The organism is Vibrio sp. S/42/10, from assembly GCF_029890535.1.
Taxonomy (GTDB): Bacteria; Pseudomonadota; Gammaproteobacteria; order Enterobacterales; family Vibrionaceae; genus Vibrio; species Vibrio cyclitrophicus.
Genome location: NZ_JAKMZC010000009.1, coordinates 85,832 through 102,408 on the forward strand (window position 1 = coordinate 85,832; position 16,577 = coordinate 102,408).

Genomic DNA, 16,577 nt, shown 5'->3' on the forward strand with positions numbered 1-16,577 from the left:
TTAGTTATTGGAAAAAGAGCAGCCGTTAATTAGAAGAGTATGACATGTTAAAAAATATCAATAACAACAGTGTCTTAACGACTGAGCAGTGTAGTTTGGCTCGCTACTCTCGAGATGCTCGGTTTGACGGCATGTTTTTTACCGCAGTAAAAACGACAGGTATCTTTTGTCGACCTATTTGCCCGGCAAGCCCGCCCAAAGAAGAAAATGTCGAATACTTTTCTCATCAAGCTCAGGCTTTGAAAGCGGGTTATCGTCCTTGTTTACGATGTCGCCCTGATAGCGCACCATTCTCACCCGCGTGGAAAGGCGTCGAAACAACGTTTTTGCGTGCTTTACAATTGATCGATAACGGTGCTTTGAATTCAGGCTCAATCGTAGAACTTGCGGCTCGTTTGGGTATCTCAGACCGCTATTTACGAACCTTATTCGACAATTACATCGGTGTGTCACCAAAGCAATACAGCCTATATAGCCAGTTAATGTTTGCGAAGCAGTTACTGCACACCAGTAGCATGAGCATTACTGATGTCGGTTTTGCGAGCGGCTTTAACAGTATACGCCGTTTCAATGATGCCTTTTTAAAAGAGCTGAAGCTCTCACCAAGCCAAATCCGACGCTCTAAACCCAGCAACTACCTGAGTAACCATATCCAACTTTCTTTTCATGGCCCTTTAGATTGGGAGCACCTGTTGGGTTTTTATCGACGAAGAATGATTGAAGGTCTGGAGGGCATCGGTGAAAACTATTATCAACGCACGGTGAATGTGAATGGTTCTAAAGGCTGGTTCAAGGCCACCTTAGTAAAAGAAAACCGCTTAGATATTGAATTTGAGTTGGACGATATAAGCCAATTAAGAAGTTTGATTGCTAACATTCGACGTATGTTCGACCTTGATGTCGATATTGCCAAGGTTGAGGCTTTTTTTATGACCATTGATCCTAACTTGGTTGCCAAGAGTGGTATCCGTATTCCTGGCGTTTGGAGTGCTTGGGAGGCTGGTGTAAGAGCGATTCTAGGGCAGCAAGTCTCAGTAACAGCAGCGATCGGCCAACTCAACTTACTGGTGCGAGAGATTTCTGGTACGCATCAAGCTTCTGTTTTACAAGAGTTGGCTAATTCCCAAGAGTGCTCTGAATTACAACAAATTGCTTATGCATCTGAGAAAGCGTATTTCCCAACACCTAAACAAATAGCTGATGCTGATGTGAGCTTTTTAAGAATGCCGGGAAGTCGTAAGGAAACTTTAAAGCGTTTTGCCGAATACATGGTCGACAACGAAGCCGAACACCCTTCTAAGTGGATTGACCTAAAGGGCATTGGGCCTTGGACGATTCAGTACGCGCTGCTCAGAGGGCTAAGTGAGCCTAACCACCTGTTGATTAGCGATTTGGTGGTGAAGAAGTTCATTGAGCATCGCTCTACGATTAATACAGAGAGTGTTTCGCCTTGGGGAAGCTACGCCACGTTCCACTGCTGGAATCAGTCTTAAAATAAAGAGTGCTCACAAATATCTACAATACACAAACATCTGTAGTACTAGGCTAGGAGATATTATGGCTAACCGTTTTACTTATTATGAGAGCCCACTGGGAACCGTGACTTTACAGGGGAACGATGAAGGGCTGCTCGGTCTTTGGTTTGAAACATACACAACCAAGCCAGATCAGTTAGGCGTTCGAGATGATGACTTTCCGATCTTTGAATTGGTTGCCGACCAGCTCAATCGATATTTTTCTGGCGAAGCCATTCAATTTACTGTGCCGATCTCAGCCAAGGGTACACCGTTTCAGCAGTCGGTGTGGCAAGCTCTCACGACGATTCCATACGGTGAAACCTGGAGCTATGCACAATTGGCTGATGCGATTGGCAATCCGAAAGCGGTGCGTGCTGTTGGTCTAGCGAATGGCAAAAATCCGGTGTCAGTGATTGTGCCGTGTCACCGTGTGATTGGTAAAAATGGCAAGCTGACCGGGTATGCAGGTGGTGTCGAACGAAAGCAACGCTTATTGGTTATCGAAGGAAGGGAACAGGAGTAGATAGGTTCTGTAGAGAATGTTGATTGGGCTTTATCGAGAGTGCATTGCTTTTCATGGTGCACAAATTGATATTGAGTACTAATGCCATTCATTGATGTATCGATTTATGGTTAAAAACTCATGGGCTAGGGACGTAAAGAGTGACTTTACAATAAAATTGGCGCTTTCTGGAAAATACTAGTTTAGTTGCATACTATTTAACTATATTCTCCAAGCAAGGATGCTCAAATGAATAGCCGTTATTCACTTATATTCTGCTGCAGTAGCGCATTATTGCTAACTGGCTGCTTAACCGACACGAGTCGCCCCTTCGAAGTACCACAGCTTGTTTTGTTCAAAGGCATGTATGAGAACGCTGAGAATGGCAGCTATTTAGTGTTCGAATCGGGGCAAGTGACTTATCAAACTATGGGTAATACCGTTACCCGCACGTATCGTGTCGAAGATGATTTGATCAACATTAAATTAAATTCCGCAAATAGTCGAGTTGACCCTGGATTGGTAATGCGGATTCAACATCAAGGTGCGGTACTCACCTGCAACCGCTGCCCAGCGATGCAACTAAGCAATGTCTGGACAAGGGTTGAGAAGCCTTTGGGCGAGTTGTCTAATTAGAAAAGAGCGCTGTTAAGCCATAAGTGAGCGACGATACTGACGGCATAACCTATCATGATCACTGGCATCCATTTTAAGTGCCCAAAGAAGGTGTATTTCCCATGCGCTGCCCCCATCAACGCCACGCCTGCTGCACTACCAATAGACAACAAGCTGCCCCCAACACCTGCAGTTAAGGTAATCAATAGCCAGTTACCTATTGACATCTGTGGCTCCATGGACAGCACCGCAAACATCACCGGAATGTTATCGACAATAGCAGACAAGATCCCGACCATGATGTTGGCCCAAATTGGGTCCCATTGGTTGTACATCACACCAGAGGCAAGCTCTAAGTAACCTAACAAACTCAAGCCGCCCACGCACATTACGACACCGTAGAAGAACAATAACGTGTCCCACTCGGCATGAGATACCCTACGAAATACATCAAATGGCACGACTGAACCTAATCTCTTAAGCGCGCCTTCGTCTTTGTTAGCAATCGCCACCGCTTTTTTCTTAGCGAGCGAATTGGGCAAGGTCTGGCGTAGGTAATACCCAAAGAACTGGAGGTAGGCGAGCCCCATCATCATGCCCATTACAGGAGGGAAGTGAAGCACGGCGTGGAAAGCGACCGCGGTACCGATTGTCATGATGAACAAGAAGACGATTCGCCTTGCGCCACGTTTTAACTCGATGTGTTGGTGCACAGTATCGGGCTGAGTGGTTGGAACAAAGTAAGACATGATCAGTGCTGGAACCAAGTAGTTCATCACTGAAGGAATAAATAACGGAATGAATTCGGTAAAACTGACATGTCCAGCCTGCCAAACCATTAGTGTCGTGATATCCCCAAACGGACTGAATGCGCCGCCGGCATTGGCAGCTATCACGATATTCACACACGCGAGGTTAACGAATTTTGGATTAGAGCCTGCGACCTTAAGAACCACAGCACACATCAATAGAGCCGTGGTGAGGTTATCGGCAATGGGGGAAATGAAGAATGCAAGAATACCTGTTAACCAAAATAGAGACCGGAAATTGAACCCTTTGCCTACCATCCACGCTTGCAATGCATCAAATAACCTCCTCTCTTCCATGGCACTGATGTACGTCATGGCCACGAGTAGGAACAGCAGTAGTTCAGCGTATTCTAGTAAGTTATGTTCAAGGGCTTGTTTGGCCACTTCGACAAGGTTGTGTTCTTGGTAAGTGAAACCAATGATAATCCAGATTAAGCCAGCTGCCAGTAACACGGGCTTTGACTTTCTGAGCTTTAGGTATTCTTCCATCATCACCACTATGTAGGCGACAACGAAAATGGTCAGCGACAGGTAGCCAGCAAACGAGTTGGTTAGACTGAGCGATTCCTCTAGCTGAGAAGTGGAAGCAGCTGCTACCGTTGAAAAGAAGAATAGAGAGAGAACAGCTGAAAGCTGGATACCTAGCATGGATTACGCTCCGAAGTTAATAAGTTATTAACACGGGTAAAAGCGTAGACCTAAATAAGCATGTGGGGTGTGATAGATATCTTAATAATTCAATAGATTATAGTGAAAAAGAAAGACGGTGGCGAAAGTATTAGCTTTGATGGATACTCCTGGCAACTCAGGCTTAGCATTGATTGCGTCGCTTCAAAGTACTGATGCTGGCGCGGGGCGATCGTTAACTTCTTCTCTTCAGGTACAGTACTGTTCACCCTTCCAGTTATGGATGGTTATTTGGCGGTAACTTCGTCAATTGGCCTAGCGGTTGCTGTGATGTTTATCTTCAAGTTTGTTGGTGCATACATGGGACCAATTGGTATTGAAGGTCGCTATATTCCAGTGATGATCGCGATTTCAGTATTGAATGCGTTTGGTGCGATGTTCTTGATGAATATTATTCTATAACTTTTGTAGAATGACAGTTCTCGAAACTTTTTAGGGTTTATGGTAAATGAATTGCCAATGAGACTTTTCAAACGCTAAAAAAAAAGGAAACCCCGTTTGGCTTTCACCAAACGGGGTTTATTCTTTTTGTAGCCATCCTGCTACTGCGCGTTACTAATTTTTCAATAGGTAACTGGTGCTCCCTGCATCATTCCTTGACGTGGCTAAATCCTTTAACCTATCCAATTCGTCGCCTTCCTAGCGGTGTCCTTGCTAACTCGTCATCCTGGCGAGTGGCTCTATCCTAGAGGAAAACTTCCATGCTGATCACTCATCCTAAGTCATCAAATCTTCGTCCTGAAGATACCTAATCCGTTAGGCTTTTTCCTGTTCCTGCCAACTCCCTGTCGACCTGTGTATTAAACACTTTGGAGGCTTTGCTCGCAATTGATGGTAAGAAATAAATGAATACGCTAACTGAAATAAATATGCGTAGATTCATACAAAACAAAGGGTTGGGTTTGTTTTTTAGGTGTTTTCTGCGAAGCTTAATTGTGATCTCTTACGTTACATGTAAGAGATCTCTTACATATTTTCGGGCTCAAATATCATTTTGCATTGACTGCACCAATGAATTGATGGGTAATGTATGACGAATTAACACCAAGTGATAGGGAAACATAATGGTTACAGCACTTTACGCAGCCTTGCTGACGGTCGTCATGATCTGGTTAGCGATCGAAGTTATTAAGCAGAGGCGAGCGAACCTGGTCGCTTACGCCGATGGCGGTGTTGAGTCGTTGCAGATAGCACGCTCGGCACAAAGCAACGCAATGGATTATATCCCCATTACAATTATCTTGATGGGGTTCTTAGAGATGAACGGAGCCAATGTTTGGTTTATTCATGTACTGGGCGTGGCTTTTCTTTTGGGACGTGTGATTCATGCTAAAGGAATTCTAGCGGAAAATTTTAAGGGTCGAAAAGTGGGTATGGTGTTAACGCTTATCTGCATGATCTCTTTGATTGTCCTAAACTTAGCTTACCTACCTTTTGATAAAATGTTCTAGGGAGCATTATGGTATTACGCCTTCCTCCTGCTTGGGCAATTGTCCTTGCAGGTCTGATACTCAACATCATGGCGATTGTTATGTCGAGCTTGGTGTTAGATAAACTTGAAGCGGAAAAAGCGGAATACAACGATCGCAAATACGGCAATGTATATTCGATACAACTAGCCTGGAATACGATCGAAACCCTAGAACGCAAGCGTGAAGCCATTCTAATTCACCTTGATAAACGACCAACAGAAGTGGCTCAACCTGCGACAGTTCTCAATGAAGCGTTGCGCGGCCAGCTCAGGCGCTGGGTGAGTGATGAAGTGCCAACGATTTCGTTGGCTAATTTACCCGAGATTATGGTGTTGATAAACCGTGCTCAAGAAGCACAACGAACACGAATCGACGATTACTATTTGGATAACCTAACCTTGGTTGAGTTAATACAAAGGCTCGATGAGAAAATGGCTTTCTACAAGAATATCGCGCTTTTTCTTCAGGTATTTGGTTTAGCACTGATCTTAGCTCGAGATCTGGCAAGAAGGCCTTAGTGGTTTGCTTTCCACTATTGGCAGTTATATAGCTAGCGAGACTCGCTTGGCAGGTGAGGGTGTTGCTGGCCTTGGTATTTTGGTAGCTGCTCTTTCAACCCTTTAAACGTACTCAGTGCGCTGCCGATCGATAACTTGTTCATCAACCAATTTGGTAATATCCCACCCGCGTTCGCATACGCAGTATAGGTAATGTAGGTATTGCCATTGGTAAGTGGTTGCAATGTCCAAAGTGCGTCCACATCGTAGATTCGAATATACCCTGATTCTTTTGCCAAATAGTTCGAAGCATCCTTAATCGATAAAACAAACTGTCCATCTTCGACGCTGTACTGGGAGTAGGTCACCATATCTCGATTTCTAGCAGGCCAAGGTGCTTTAAACTGGGTGTAGACGATGTTTTCAGTTTCAGAAATTTGCATTAACACTTGGCTTGCAGATACATTGTCTATCCAGTTCGGCACATTGTCGCTATCTTCCAGCAATAACAAAAAACCAGAATAACTGGTCGGTGTTTGCATTTTCGCTCGTATTTCTACCAAGCCTTCACTATGTGGCCTCTTATCAATGACGATTCCATCTTCGCTTTTCACAAATTGCCATGGGGCGGCATAGGTGAGTGTTGATAGAGTGTAAAGCCCGAGTGCAACAATCCTAGCTAATATCATTATTCTTCCTGAAAAAGAAAAGCTTATCTGTCAGAAGTATAGAGTAAAAATGAATTTGATTCGTGCTGAGGGCTTTATGCTTTTCTCTGATTTGAGTGTCACATCGTTGTTTATTGTGGTGTCACCATTAGTTGACTACTTATCCATGGTTAAATCGTCGACATGAAAACGGAAGCGTTCGGTCGCTTCCGTTTTTATTAATGGGCAATGGATAAACGTTGAAGGCTAAAATGAGTAGTGGACAAATTTATAGGCTAAAACTTGTCGACTAGAGCTTATCGACTAGAGTTTATAAGCTTCGACAGTTTTGATCGTCGTCCAGTTACTGTTGGCATCTTGGATAAATTCTTGTGTATCTTCCAACCATCGTTTTTGTACAGATTTGTCCAAGTTCAGATATAGCTTTCCATCTTCGACTTTCCATGCATTAGGGTCGGTCTCAAACTTCTTGCCCATAGCTACACCAAAGGCACAATAGCCACCGTATTGAGGCGCATAAGCTTCAGGGTTAGTACGAAACTGATCTCGGTTTTCACTGCTTGCGAACTGATAAATAGCGTTCTTATAAGTTGCTGTGAATTTTGATGAGCCTTGAACGGCGCCCGAATCAGTAAAGTAAGCTACTGGGTCATAGCCTTTGATCGCTATGTCATTGCTATCAACGCTCATGTCGATATCTGCTGCCATTAGCGAGAAGCTGGTACCTAGTAACGCTACCATTAGAGTGAGTTTTTTATTGGCTGGTTTGATGTATGACATAACAATTTCCTTGTCTTCTTTGGTTATCTTGTTTGAATAAATTAGCCCACTAGTCCGGTCTATAGAGGGACAAAAGAACTAAAAAGTAAGCGAATCGTTCGGAGGATGCATGGATCTGCTGTCACAACTAATGGAACATTTCTCGATACGTACTGGTGTTTTTTACTCTGGAAATCTGTGTGGTGTATCGTCATTCAAGCCACGACAGGGTAAGGAAGGGCATCTTCATGTGTTGAGCGCGGGGAAGCTGACCTTATCTCGTGCTCACAAGGAAAGTAAGCAACTTTCACAGCCTTGCATGGTGTATTTGCCTAACAGCACGCCACATGCGATTGAAGGGGTGGGGGAGGGGGCAGAGTTGGTGTGCGCGAATGTGGAATATCGAGCAGGGCAGATGAATCCTTTGTTGTCTGCTCTTCCTGATGTGATAGTGATTCCGTTTGATGAAGCACCTAACTTAATTCCAGTGATCGAAGTGTTGTTTCGGGAGTCGAGCCAAGAATCGTCAGGCCAACAATACTTAATGGATAAATTTAGTGATGCATTAATGGCTTTAATTTTCCGTCATCTCATTGAACAACAGAAAATTGATAAAGGGCTATTTTCAGCTCTTGCCCATACTCGACTCGCTCCTGTAATGAACGCTATCCACAGATTGCCTGCTCGTCATTTGTCGGTTGCGGAAATGGCATCATTGGCTGCGATGTCTCGCACTCAATTTATCGAGGCATTTAAGAGAGAGGTCGGTGAAACGCCCGGAGATTACGTACAAAAGTGGCGTATCTCAGTGGCTCAGTCTTTACTGTTACAAAGTAAGCCAATTAATTGGGTGTCTGATGAGGTTGGTTACAGCAGTTACTCTGGCTTCTCTCGTGCGTTTCAACATGTCTCTGGTATATCACCACGTCAATGGCTAAAAGAGATCGAGGGATAACGGTGAGTATCAAATGAAGGTTGTCGATATTTATCTTAGGTTTGTGTAAATATTGAGGTTTGTGTAAATACTTATGATTGTGTAGATATTTAGATGGATGTCGATACTTGAGTTAAGTAAAAACTGCCAGTGACCATGGGTTAGTGTTTTCACTGGCAGATAAATATTGGGAAGAGAGTTTAACGTTTCCGGTGAGATGGCTGTTAGCGAAGCAACCAGCGTTGCAGAGGTGTCTTTTCGATACCCGAAACCAACATAAAGCTCAGGATAAAGGTGCCGAAGAATACAGTGATATCTTTACCGATCTCTGTGATACCTAATATTCCACAAACATTGAACAGCACGATAATAACTAACAAATGGCTGACGTAGATGCCCAACATTCGGTTTGAAATAGAACGAACCCATGCGTAGTTGCCGATATTTGGATTGGCCAGAAGCCACATAAATACACCTACGCCCCATAATGTGGTTCCAAACAAGAAATCATTCATGTTAAACCCGACATCAAAGTTGGTTAGCCATGCAGCTTCGGCAAAGTGGATGAACATGCCTATCGCTAAGAACCCCAAGGCCTTTGTTGACGACACCTTCCATTGATGTTGGCGAATCAGGAAGCCTAAAGTCACCATCAGTGTGCTAAAGAATGGGCCGTTACGAGTGAAGAACGGTGCACTGAGGTCGGTTAAGCTTGTGTAACTGCCTGCCAACACACCATATACGTAAAGTAGAATAGCCGTTGGTAATAGCAGTTTATCGAGTTTCATCTCAACCATTAAGGCGATGATCAAAACAGCGAACATTAGAGCAGGAAGGAACCATAAGTGAACTAGTCCGCCCTCTAAGAAAGAGTTGAGCGGGGTGTTCATTAGGAAGCCCCAGTAACCTTGGCGTTCGCCTAAGTAACCCAATTCTTCAACCTTAGCGAGGTTGAATGGCATGACCAGACAGATGATGCTCCATACCAACCAAACTTTGAGTAGTGGTTTGGAGTAGTTGATGAAGGTTGTCCAAGGCGACGCTGTGAGTTTAGGTTGGATCAGATAGCCGGAAATAAGAAAGAATAGCGGCACGGCGAAGCGCGCGGCTTGGTTAAGAACATAACCAATCCATGGCACTTCATTGATTTGCCAATAAGTCAGTGCCATTTGGCCATGTAAACCAATGATCGCCAATATAGCAATCACTCGGCCCAACTCGATACTGGCAATGCGTTGTGCAGGCGTATGTTGAACGGAAGACATATCAGATCTCTAAGAAAAATTTCGTAAAATCTAACAGTCTTTATGGCGAATACGTTAGTCCTAAATCAAGGCTTGCGGCCTTAGTTTTAAGGCTTGTGTTGATTATTTGAAGCCTGTCGCAGCTATATTAAATTCATTGCAGTGAGTGCGAATATACCAAGCGTGCAAGTGATAAGAGAAACGACAGTCGTTAGAGCGATAATATTGGCGGCTAAGGTAGAGTTTCCCCCCATCGCTCGCGCCATTACGTAACTTGCGGCAGCGGTTGGCGCGGCGCTCATCAAGAAAATAAGACCAAGATCTAATCCTCTAAAATCGAAGAATATAGCAACTGAAGTAATTAGCAGCGGAGCCAAGACCAGCTTGTATCCCGTAGAGAACCAGGTGGGGCCCTTATCTTTTTTCAGAGATCGTATGTCAAGCGACCCTCCAGTGCATAAAAGAGCCAGTGGTAAGGTCATATTGGCAAAATATTGTCCTGCATCCGACACCATTTTCGGCACTGGAATCGACAGTAAGTAAAACAAGACCCCCATTGCGATAGAGATAATCAGAGGGTTTTTGGTCAGTGTTTTAATAATCACTTGAACGGCTTTATCACCAGACTCTTGACCCTTCGGAGTGAGTGCGATAACCGCCTGAATGTTGTAGAGAACGGTCAGTGATGCGACATAAAGAGCTGCGAGCGCAACGCCGTCGTTGCCGTAGATGTTTGCAACATAGGCGAGTCCAATAATGGCGGTATTAGCTCGAAAGCCACCTTGCACTATTACGCCTTGGTCTTCTGGTTTTTTAAAGGCTATTTTCGTGCTTACCGTGGTAAATATGAAGAACACAAGGTTCGCCACCAAGCCAAAAATAACGAGCTTGCCGCTAGCCGAAAAATCGTGGTTAGACTGAACAATACTCAAAAATAGCATTGCTGGTAGAGTGACCTGAAAGACGACCTTTGATGCGACATCGATGAAGTTGTCATTGATCAAGCCGATTCGCTTGAGCATCACACCAAGAAACAGCATTAGACAGATGGGGCCTGTTACTGACGCCGAAAACGCAAACTGTTCCCAAAGTGTGTTCATTATTTTTCCTTTGTTGTTTAATTGAGTCGTTACTTTTTGAATAACTGAATAACTGAATAACTGAATAACGGCTTAACTTGGCGCTGCTTCGCTCAATATCCTTTGAATACTGTCGCATTTTTCCACAATTCTTTAATAAGAGAAATTAAATCCCTGCGGTTAAGCAAAAAACTTTGAAAAAAAGTACGAACGTGCTAAAAATAATCATCAGATTTATCATTGGTGAATAATGAGCAAAGGAAAGATAACCAAAGAGTATATTTTGAGCCATGCATTCGCGCTTGCGAGTGAAAATGGTCTCGAGAGTTTAACGATTGGCGAATTAGCCAAGCAGTGTGGTATGTCTAAGAGTGGATTGTTCGCGCACTTCAACTCTAAAGAGAACCTACAACTCTCTGTGCTCGAGTATTCCAACGCCATATTCACTGAAAGAGTCATCACGCCTGCAAGAGAGTTGGGAGATGGTGACATTGAAGCGAAATTGAAACAGCTGCTCGATAATTGGCTGGGTTGGAATCACTCGTTTCAAGGTAGCTGCATGTTTATTGATGCATGGAAAGATGCAGGCAGCGAAACGTCTGTGATTCAGAAGGCACTGCAGAAAACCATTTCAGTGTGGATTGATTACTTGACCATTCAGGTCGCTAAAGCGATCGAGAGCAAGCAGTTTAGAGTTGATTTAGAACCTAAACAGGCAACTTTTGAGTTATATGGGCTTTATTTGAGTGCTAACTTGTTTTACTCCTTACGAGGTCAGCAAGCGAGTCACACTCATTTCTGGAGTGGCGTAGAACGTTTAGTAGAGAGTTGGAAAGCGGTTTAGATTGCTGACAAGTTTTACTCGAAAATCATTTTATTCGTAAAAAACGTAAGTTTTGCTTTAGTAAGGCTGACCACAATTTTATAGAAGTGGCGGTAAGTGATAATAAATTACCGTCATTTTTTAGATAAACAAATAGCACGGTCGTTCGATTTCTGGGGCCGAGCTCTATCCGCCAAGTTGTATGGCGAAACAAGGACAGGTCATGAGTGACAAAATCTATTTTAATACATCGAACAAATTCAGTTTTAAGCGCAGCTTAATTGGTGCCACGACAAACCTTCACTATATTCTAGCGCCTAGCCATGCGAAGAAAACAGCACGTAAATTGCTGCTGACTCCAATGCGCACCGAGCAAAAGAATGCCGATCCAAAAGGTTTGATTAAAAGTGAGATCAAAGGTCGTGACGGTGTATTGAAGACATACTCTCTGGGTACTGGACCGGTTTGGGTGCTTACTCATGGTTGGTCGGGGACAGCGAGTCAGTTTTTCCCTCTCATGGAACACATCGCAGCCAAAGGCTTTACGGCTTTGGCTTACGATCACCCTGCTCATGGTGGCAGTGATGGTGTACATGGTCATATTCCAGCGTTTGTGAACGGTTTAGAGGCCATTCTAGATTCGGTTGGTGAAGTGGCAGGTTTGGTTGGCCACAGCATGGGCACTGCTTCTGCGTTGGAGTGCAAGCACGTTAAATTGGAAAACAAGCCAATGTTGCTGATCGCGCCTGTGTTGGATTACCTAGAAAACCTATTTGGCAGTGTGGCACGTTCTGGTTACTCAATGAAGCTGTTTGAGGCGGTTGTAGGTGAAGTGGAAGAGCAGTTTAACTACCCAATTCAATCAGTGGATCCTTATGGTAAATTAGCGCTTCGCGAATCGCAGACGATCATTGTTCATGATGAGAAAGACAAGTTCACTAAGTTTGATGTCTCTCAACGTGCTGCCAATGAAATGGATCGCGTCACCTTGATTGCCACTCGAGGCCAAGGTCACGGACGAGTGATGAAGTGCCCGCAAGTATTTGAGAGCTTTGATAACTTAATTGGCTAAACCCAACGAGCATACTTAAAAAGGTCATCAGTATAAAGATCGTTAGCTCAAGGCTAAGAAAATATAAATAAAAAGGCCAATCAGACATTCTCTGATTGGCCTTTGCTTTTAGGGGGTTAGTGGGTGCTTAGCTCGTGTTGAGCTAAATCCCATTTTAGTTAGCACAGCTCGCAGGGCCGATCTCTTTCCAGACGCCCCATTGGCCTGTCGTTGTTGGATCTTCACCGGTTGTCCACCATTTTGCTTCCCAAACCTTACCAGCTTGAGTCACTTGGTCGCCGCCAGTGTAGACTGCACTTGAATCCCAAGCGTTAGTACACGTACCGCCACCTGTGGTTTTCTTAAGAACGTTCACTGAAGTAGCCGCTACCGATGTATCAGTGCCATCGCTGACCGTTACAGAGAAGTTCAGCGTCGTATCTTGCGTGTATTCCGCCGCGACAAAGCTCACTGAAGAACCTTGAACCGTAGCATCAATACCAGCAGGCACATCCCACGTGAAGGTCAATGTATCTTGGTCAGCATCGCTCGAAGCCGAAGCATCAACCACCACTACGTCACCCGCATTAACTTCAGCTGGAGCTGAAACAATCGCAACTGGTGCTGTATTAACTGGACCTGTGTCCTTAGGGGTTACTGTTACAACAATGGTGTCAGTTGCAGTCGCACCTTCGTTATCAGTTACCGTTAGGCTGAACGTGAGTAATTCTTGTTGAGCGACTTCGACCACATCGAAGCTTGCAACTGCAGCATTCGCGTTGGCCAGAGTTACGGCTGTTCCGCTTACTTGTGACCAAGCGTAGCTTGCAATCGTGCCGTCGCTGTCTTTTGAAGCGCTACCGTCTAGAGAAACAGAAGCTGGGCCTTCAACCGATAGATCTGCGCCCGCTGCTGCGGTTGGTTTACGGTTTACAGGATCAGTAGTTCCACCTGCAAGACCTTCATGCATCGCGTTCAGGATATCGCCGTTATCCGCATCAATTTCCCAAGAGAATAGACCCGCAAGGCCAAGGCTACGAACGTATGCGCCTTTTGCTTTTACTGAGCGATCATCATCAAATGTGATTAGCTGACCTGAAGTACGGTTCCAAACGTAAGGTGCTTCTGCCATTTCGTCGTAGCCATATTCAAAGCCGTTGATGCCTTGGTTGTTTGCACCAAGCATGTTCGCTTTAATGCCTTTGTAATCGATAACGCCATCTTCCCATACACCCTGAGCAGAGCTGCCAGTCAGTTTGCCATTACCTACGCCAGTCATTGGGTCGCTTGGATCTGAAAGTGATGATGGTAATACGCCTTCCCAACCACGACCGTACATCGCTGTACCAACCACAAGTTTGTTCGCTGGAACACCTTGCTCAAGCAGCAATTGGATGCCGTTGTCTGTGGTGTAAGCAGGGCCAGTGTACTGTTCGCCATTTTCATCAAGGCCTGTGCCATCACATTGACCAGGGCGCATGAAGTTACCGCAGTTGAGTGCTGTTTGGTGACCTAACACGTTGTTCCAACCGCCGTAGAAGTCGTAAGTCATCGCGAAGATGTAATCCATGTATTGGATAGCATCGCCGTAGTTCACGTCTTCAATCTTGTCGTGACCAACACCGATCGCTGATGTTAGCTCGTAAGTACGATCGTTTTCAGCTTCTAGCTCATCTAGCATAGCGCGCAGCTCTGCCATTAATGCAATATAAGCCGGGCCATCATTTACAGGGTCACCGAGATCGGGCGCAGCACCGCCTCCACCGGGGAATTCCCAGTCAATATCGACACCGTCATAGAATTTCCATGTGTTGAGGAATGTTTTAACCGATGCGACGAACGTGTCTCGGTTCGCTTTGGTTGTGAAATCGAAGAACGGGTCAGATAGCGTCCAACCACCAATCGATGGAATGATTTTTAAGTCTGGATTGCGCTGTTTTAGCGCCATCATCATTGCGTAGTTACCCTTGATAGGTGAGCTGTATTCGTGCCCTGCTTGAGGGAAACTCTTCTGGAAAGCCGCCCAAGGGTCATGAATCACCACTTCGTAATCGTTAACGCCCTGACAGGCTGTCATGAGTGCGTTGTAGCTGTTACCGCCTACTGATTTCACTGATTCATTAGGGCCACAAATTGGGATGAAGCCATAAAGGATGTGGGTCAAGTTATCAGCGGGTAGGTTATCGACTGTGTAATCACGGCCATAGATGCCCCACTCAACAAAGTAAGTACCTACTACCGTGTTTGGATCTGTGTTGTATGACTTGTTGTTCGGGTCCACATTCATCGAAAGTGGCGCTAAGTGTGAGCCATCGGTATCTGCGATTGTGATCTGAGCGGGTGCACTCTTAGCACAGCCTGTTTCGTCACACGCTTCGATTTCCATCTGAAATAAGCCGCCTTGGCCGTATTCGAATGAAGCTGTCGTTTGGCTGCCAGTTATAGGGCCAGTGGCCACTTTAACGCCATCAAAGTAGATGTTGTAAGTGTTTCCTGACGTTCCGCTCCATTGGTTAAATTTAACGTCGACCTTTGCTTTGTCGTGATATTTAACCATCTGGTTATAACCAGAAGTCGTTTCCATCGCGAGTTCAATTTTAGAAAACTGCAGGTTGTTGGAACCGTACATGTCGATGCTAGGTGCTGTTGGAGCGGCTAATGCTGTACCAGATAGCGCTAGAGCAATGCTCGCAGCACAGGTATTTATACGAATCATACTTTTTCTCTCATTCCTTGAAGGTTACGAGAACCAAATGGCCCCATAAACGGCTCCAGTCAGTTTTGAAGGAGCTTCCCAGTCAGTATTCGAGAGAGTTTTAATTTTATAACTGAAAATAAATCCGTTTTCGATGGACAACTAAAAAATAGTATCTCGTTACAATTCTGTTGCTTAATGAGTGAGAGGCTGAGTCCATGTTTTATAAAACAAAACAATGTTCAGTATGAAAATCTCACAAGTGAAAATACACAACATGAAGTTATGAAAATATGCGACAAACTATGGGAAAATATCGTGAATTGAAGCGGCATCACAGAACGAAACGTGTTGGGTGTGAGGCTGATACGTGGAAGATAGTGCTAATACTTGGGAATGCAAAGAGTGTTGCTAAGGGTAGTATCACTAAGAATGCATTACCTTAGAGGATACCGTTGTAGAACTTATCTTTTGAATTGCTCAGCTAATGAAGCGCGTCGTTGTTGCATCACACTATGGGTGTCACCTGCTGCTGTATCTTCGTAGCCTTCTTTAATGAATTGTTGAGATGGCACACTGGGAAACAGTCGCTTTAATCGAGGCGAATCATAAGTACCACTGATGGTGTAAATTGTTGGCCCAGATCCTGTGTTGATGGTGACAACTTTGCCATCAAAATCAAATGAGGTAGTAATGAGGCGATGGTTCATCGTGACGCCATTATCGGAAAGCGTAAGGATATCGGTATTGTAGGGTGGAGCCCCGATCTCTATCCAAGTGCCATGGACATTGCTTGGGCTGACTGACTGTTGGTGAGTTTGATAAGCAAAATACCCTGCCGTGAGGGCAACCATCAAGCCGGCTAATAGAAAGCCGTAGAACAATAATTTGGCAAATATATCTCTGCTTTTCGTGGGATTTTTTGCCATTATCTCTTCATTGATCTTCACGCACCGTCGGTCAGTTTATAAACTAAAATCTTAGTTTGCAAAGATTCTTATGATAGTTAGAAGCAGGATCGAATGTTCTAGTAAATTTGGTTGCGTTCGCTATTTTTGGCATATTTACGTCATCAATGAAAATGGTTCTCAAAAAAGCTTAAGCTATGCGTATTTATTTCTTGTGCGAAAGTCATGAATTGGTTAAAACAATTACCACATAAACTTACGTATAGGCTTATTTGTTGAGCCCAATGCATGCAATTTGAAGATAACAAGGAAGTACG

At 44.5% G+C, this 16,577-nt stretch carries 15 protein-coding genes and 1 pseudogene; 9 read left to right on the forward strand and 7 right to left on the reverse strand.

Going from position 1 to position 16,577, the window contains the following annotated elements; genetic code table 11:
* Nucleotides 1-44 precede the first annotated feature (44 nt).
* The 3 genes from L8S15_RS11855 to L8S15_RS11865 all read left to right on the forward strand — a co-directional run bounded on the left by L8S15_RS11855 (nucleotide 45) and on the right by L8S15_RS11865 (nucleotide 2,655).
* Nucleotides 45-1,493 (forward strand): AlkA N-terminal domain-containing protein, encoded by a 1,449-nt coding sequence (locus L8S15_RS11855; protein ID WP_016790012.1) that lies wholly within the window; start codon nucleotides 45-47, stop codon nucleotides 1,491-1,493.
* 64 nt (nucleotides 1,494-1,557) lie between these two features.
* A complete protein-coding gene (locus L8S15_RS11860; protein WP_016785485.1) occupies nucleotides 1,558-2,040 on the forward strand; it encodes a methylated-DNA--[protein]-cysteine S-methyltransferase in 483 nt (160 codons plus the stop codon).
* Between the two features lie 228 nt (nucleotides 2,041-2,268).
* Entirely contained in the window at nucleotides 2,269-2,655 is a 387-nt protein-coding gene (locus tag L8S15_RS11865) for a hypothetical protein (RefSeq protein ID WP_016766905.1), read from the forward strand.
* On the opposite strand, the gene nhaD is transcribed toward L8S15_RS11865, so the two are convergent.
* A complete protein-coding gene (nhaD, locus tag L8S15_RS11870) occupies nucleotides 2,652-4,091 on the reverse strand; it encodes a sodium:proton antiporter NhaD (protein WP_016766906.1) in 1,440 nt (479 codons plus the stop codon). The two genes, L8S15_RS11865 and nhaD, sit on opposite strands and share 4 nt — an antisense overlap.
* Nucleotides 4,092-4,200: 109 nt before the next feature.
* Between nhaD and L8S15_RS21845 the strand changes: the two are divergent.
* The 3 genes and pseudogenes from L8S15_RS21845 to L8S15_RS11885 all read left to right on the forward strand — a co-directional run.
* A pseudogene (locus L8S15_RS21845) lies at nucleotides 4,201-4,433 on the forward strand (YjiH family protein); the annotation flags it as partial.
* Nucleotides 4,434-5,194: 761 nt separating this feature from the next.
* Entirely contained in the window at nucleotides 5,195-5,581 is a 387-nt protein-coding gene (locus L8S15_RS11880) for an MAPEG family protein (protein ID WP_010432496.1), read from the forward strand.
* A gap of 8 nt (nucleotides 5,582-5,589) precedes the next feature.
* Nucleotides 5,590-6,120, forward strand: a complete 531-nt coding sequence (locus L8S15_RS11885) for a hypothetical protein (protein ID WP_010432498.1) — start codon at nucleotides 5,590-5,592, stop codon at nucleotides 6,118-6,120.
* Between the two features lie 32 nt (nucleotides 6,121-6,152).
* On the opposite strand, the gene L8S15_RS11890 is transcribed toward L8S15_RS11885, so the two are convergent.
* Both L8S15_RS11890 and L8S15_RS11895 read right to left on the reverse strand, forming a co-directional pair.
* Nucleotides 6,153-6,788 (reverse strand): START domain-containing protein, encoded by a 636-nt coding sequence (locus L8S15_RS11890; RefSeq protein WP_016766908.1) that lies wholly within the window; start codon nucleotides 6,786-6,788, stop codon nucleotides 6,153-6,155.
* A 282-nt stretch (nucleotides 6,789-7,070) separates the two neighbouring features.
* Entirely contained in the window at nucleotides 7,071-7,547 is a 477-nt protein-coding gene (locus tag L8S15_RS11895; RefSeq protein ID WP_010432507.1) for a YHS domain-containing (seleno)protein, read from the reverse strand.
* A 109-nt stretch (nucleotides 7,548-7,656) separates the two neighbouring features.
* On the opposite strand from L8S15_RS11895, the gene L8S15_RS11900 reads away from it, so the two are divergent.
* Nucleotides 7,657-8,481: an AraC family transcriptional regulator gene (locus tag L8S15_RS11900; RefSeq protein ID WP_016766909.1), complete on the forward strand. Its 825-nt coding sequence runs from the start codon at nucleotides 7,657-7,659 to the stop codon at nucleotides 8,479-8,481.
* Nucleotides 8,482-8,684: 203 nt separating this feature from the next.
* Here the strand turns inward: L8S15_RS11900 and L8S15_RS11905 are convergent, their stop codons facing one another.
* Both L8S15_RS11905 and L8S15_RS11910 read right to left on the reverse strand, forming a co-directional pair.
* Nucleotides 8,685-9,725 (reverse strand): acyltransferase family protein, encoded by a 1,041-nt coding sequence (locus L8S15_RS11905; RefSeq protein WP_016766910.1) that lies wholly within the window; start codon nucleotides 9,723-9,725, stop codon nucleotides 8,685-8,687.
* A gap of 122 nt (nucleotides 9,726-9,847) precedes the next feature.
* Nucleotides 9,848-10,804 carry an AEC family transporter gene (locus L8S15_RS11910; RefSeq protein ID WP_016766911.1) on the reverse strand — a complete coding sequence of 319 codons (957 nt, stop codon included), beginning with the start codon at nucleotides 10,802-10,804 and terminating at the stop codon, nucleotides 9,848-9,850.
* Between the two features lie 229 nt (nucleotides 10,805-11,033).
* Here L8S15_RS11910 and L8S15_RS11915 point away from each other — a divergent pair, with 229 nt between their 5' ends.
* Complete coding sequence (locus tag L8S15_RS11915) at nucleotides 11,034-11,627, forward strand: TetR/AcrR family transcriptional regulator (protein WP_010432517.1); 594 nt, start codon at nucleotides 11,034-11,036, stop codon at nucleotides 11,625-11,627.
* 202 nt (nucleotides 11,628-11,829) lie between these two features.
* Nucleotides 11,830-12,678 (forward strand): alpha/beta hydrolase, encoded by an 849-nt coding sequence (locus L8S15_RS11920; protein ID WP_010432519.1) that lies wholly within the window; start codon nucleotides 11,830-11,832, stop codon nucleotides 12,676-12,678.
* Nucleotides 12,679-12,832: 154 nt separating this feature from the next.
* Here the strand turns inward: L8S15_RS11920 and L8S15_RS11925 are convergent, their stop codons facing one another.
* Both L8S15_RS11925 and L8S15_RS11930 read right to left on the reverse strand, forming a co-directional pair.
* The gene (locus L8S15_RS11925) at nucleotides 12,833-15,373 is read right to left on the reverse strand and encodes a glycosyl hydrolase family 18 protein (RefSeq protein ID WP_280573211.1); all 2,541 of its coding nucleotides are present in this window, start codon (nucleotides 15,371-15,373) and stop codon (nucleotides 12,833-12,835) included.
* Nucleotides 15,374-15,816: 443 nt separating this feature from the next.
* A complete protein-coding gene (locus L8S15_RS11930; RefSeq protein ID WP_016766913.1) occupies nucleotides 15,817-16,281 on the reverse strand; it encodes a DUF2850 domain-containing protein in 465 nt (154 codons plus the stop codon).
* Nucleotides 16,282-16,577 lie beyond the last annotated feature (296 nt).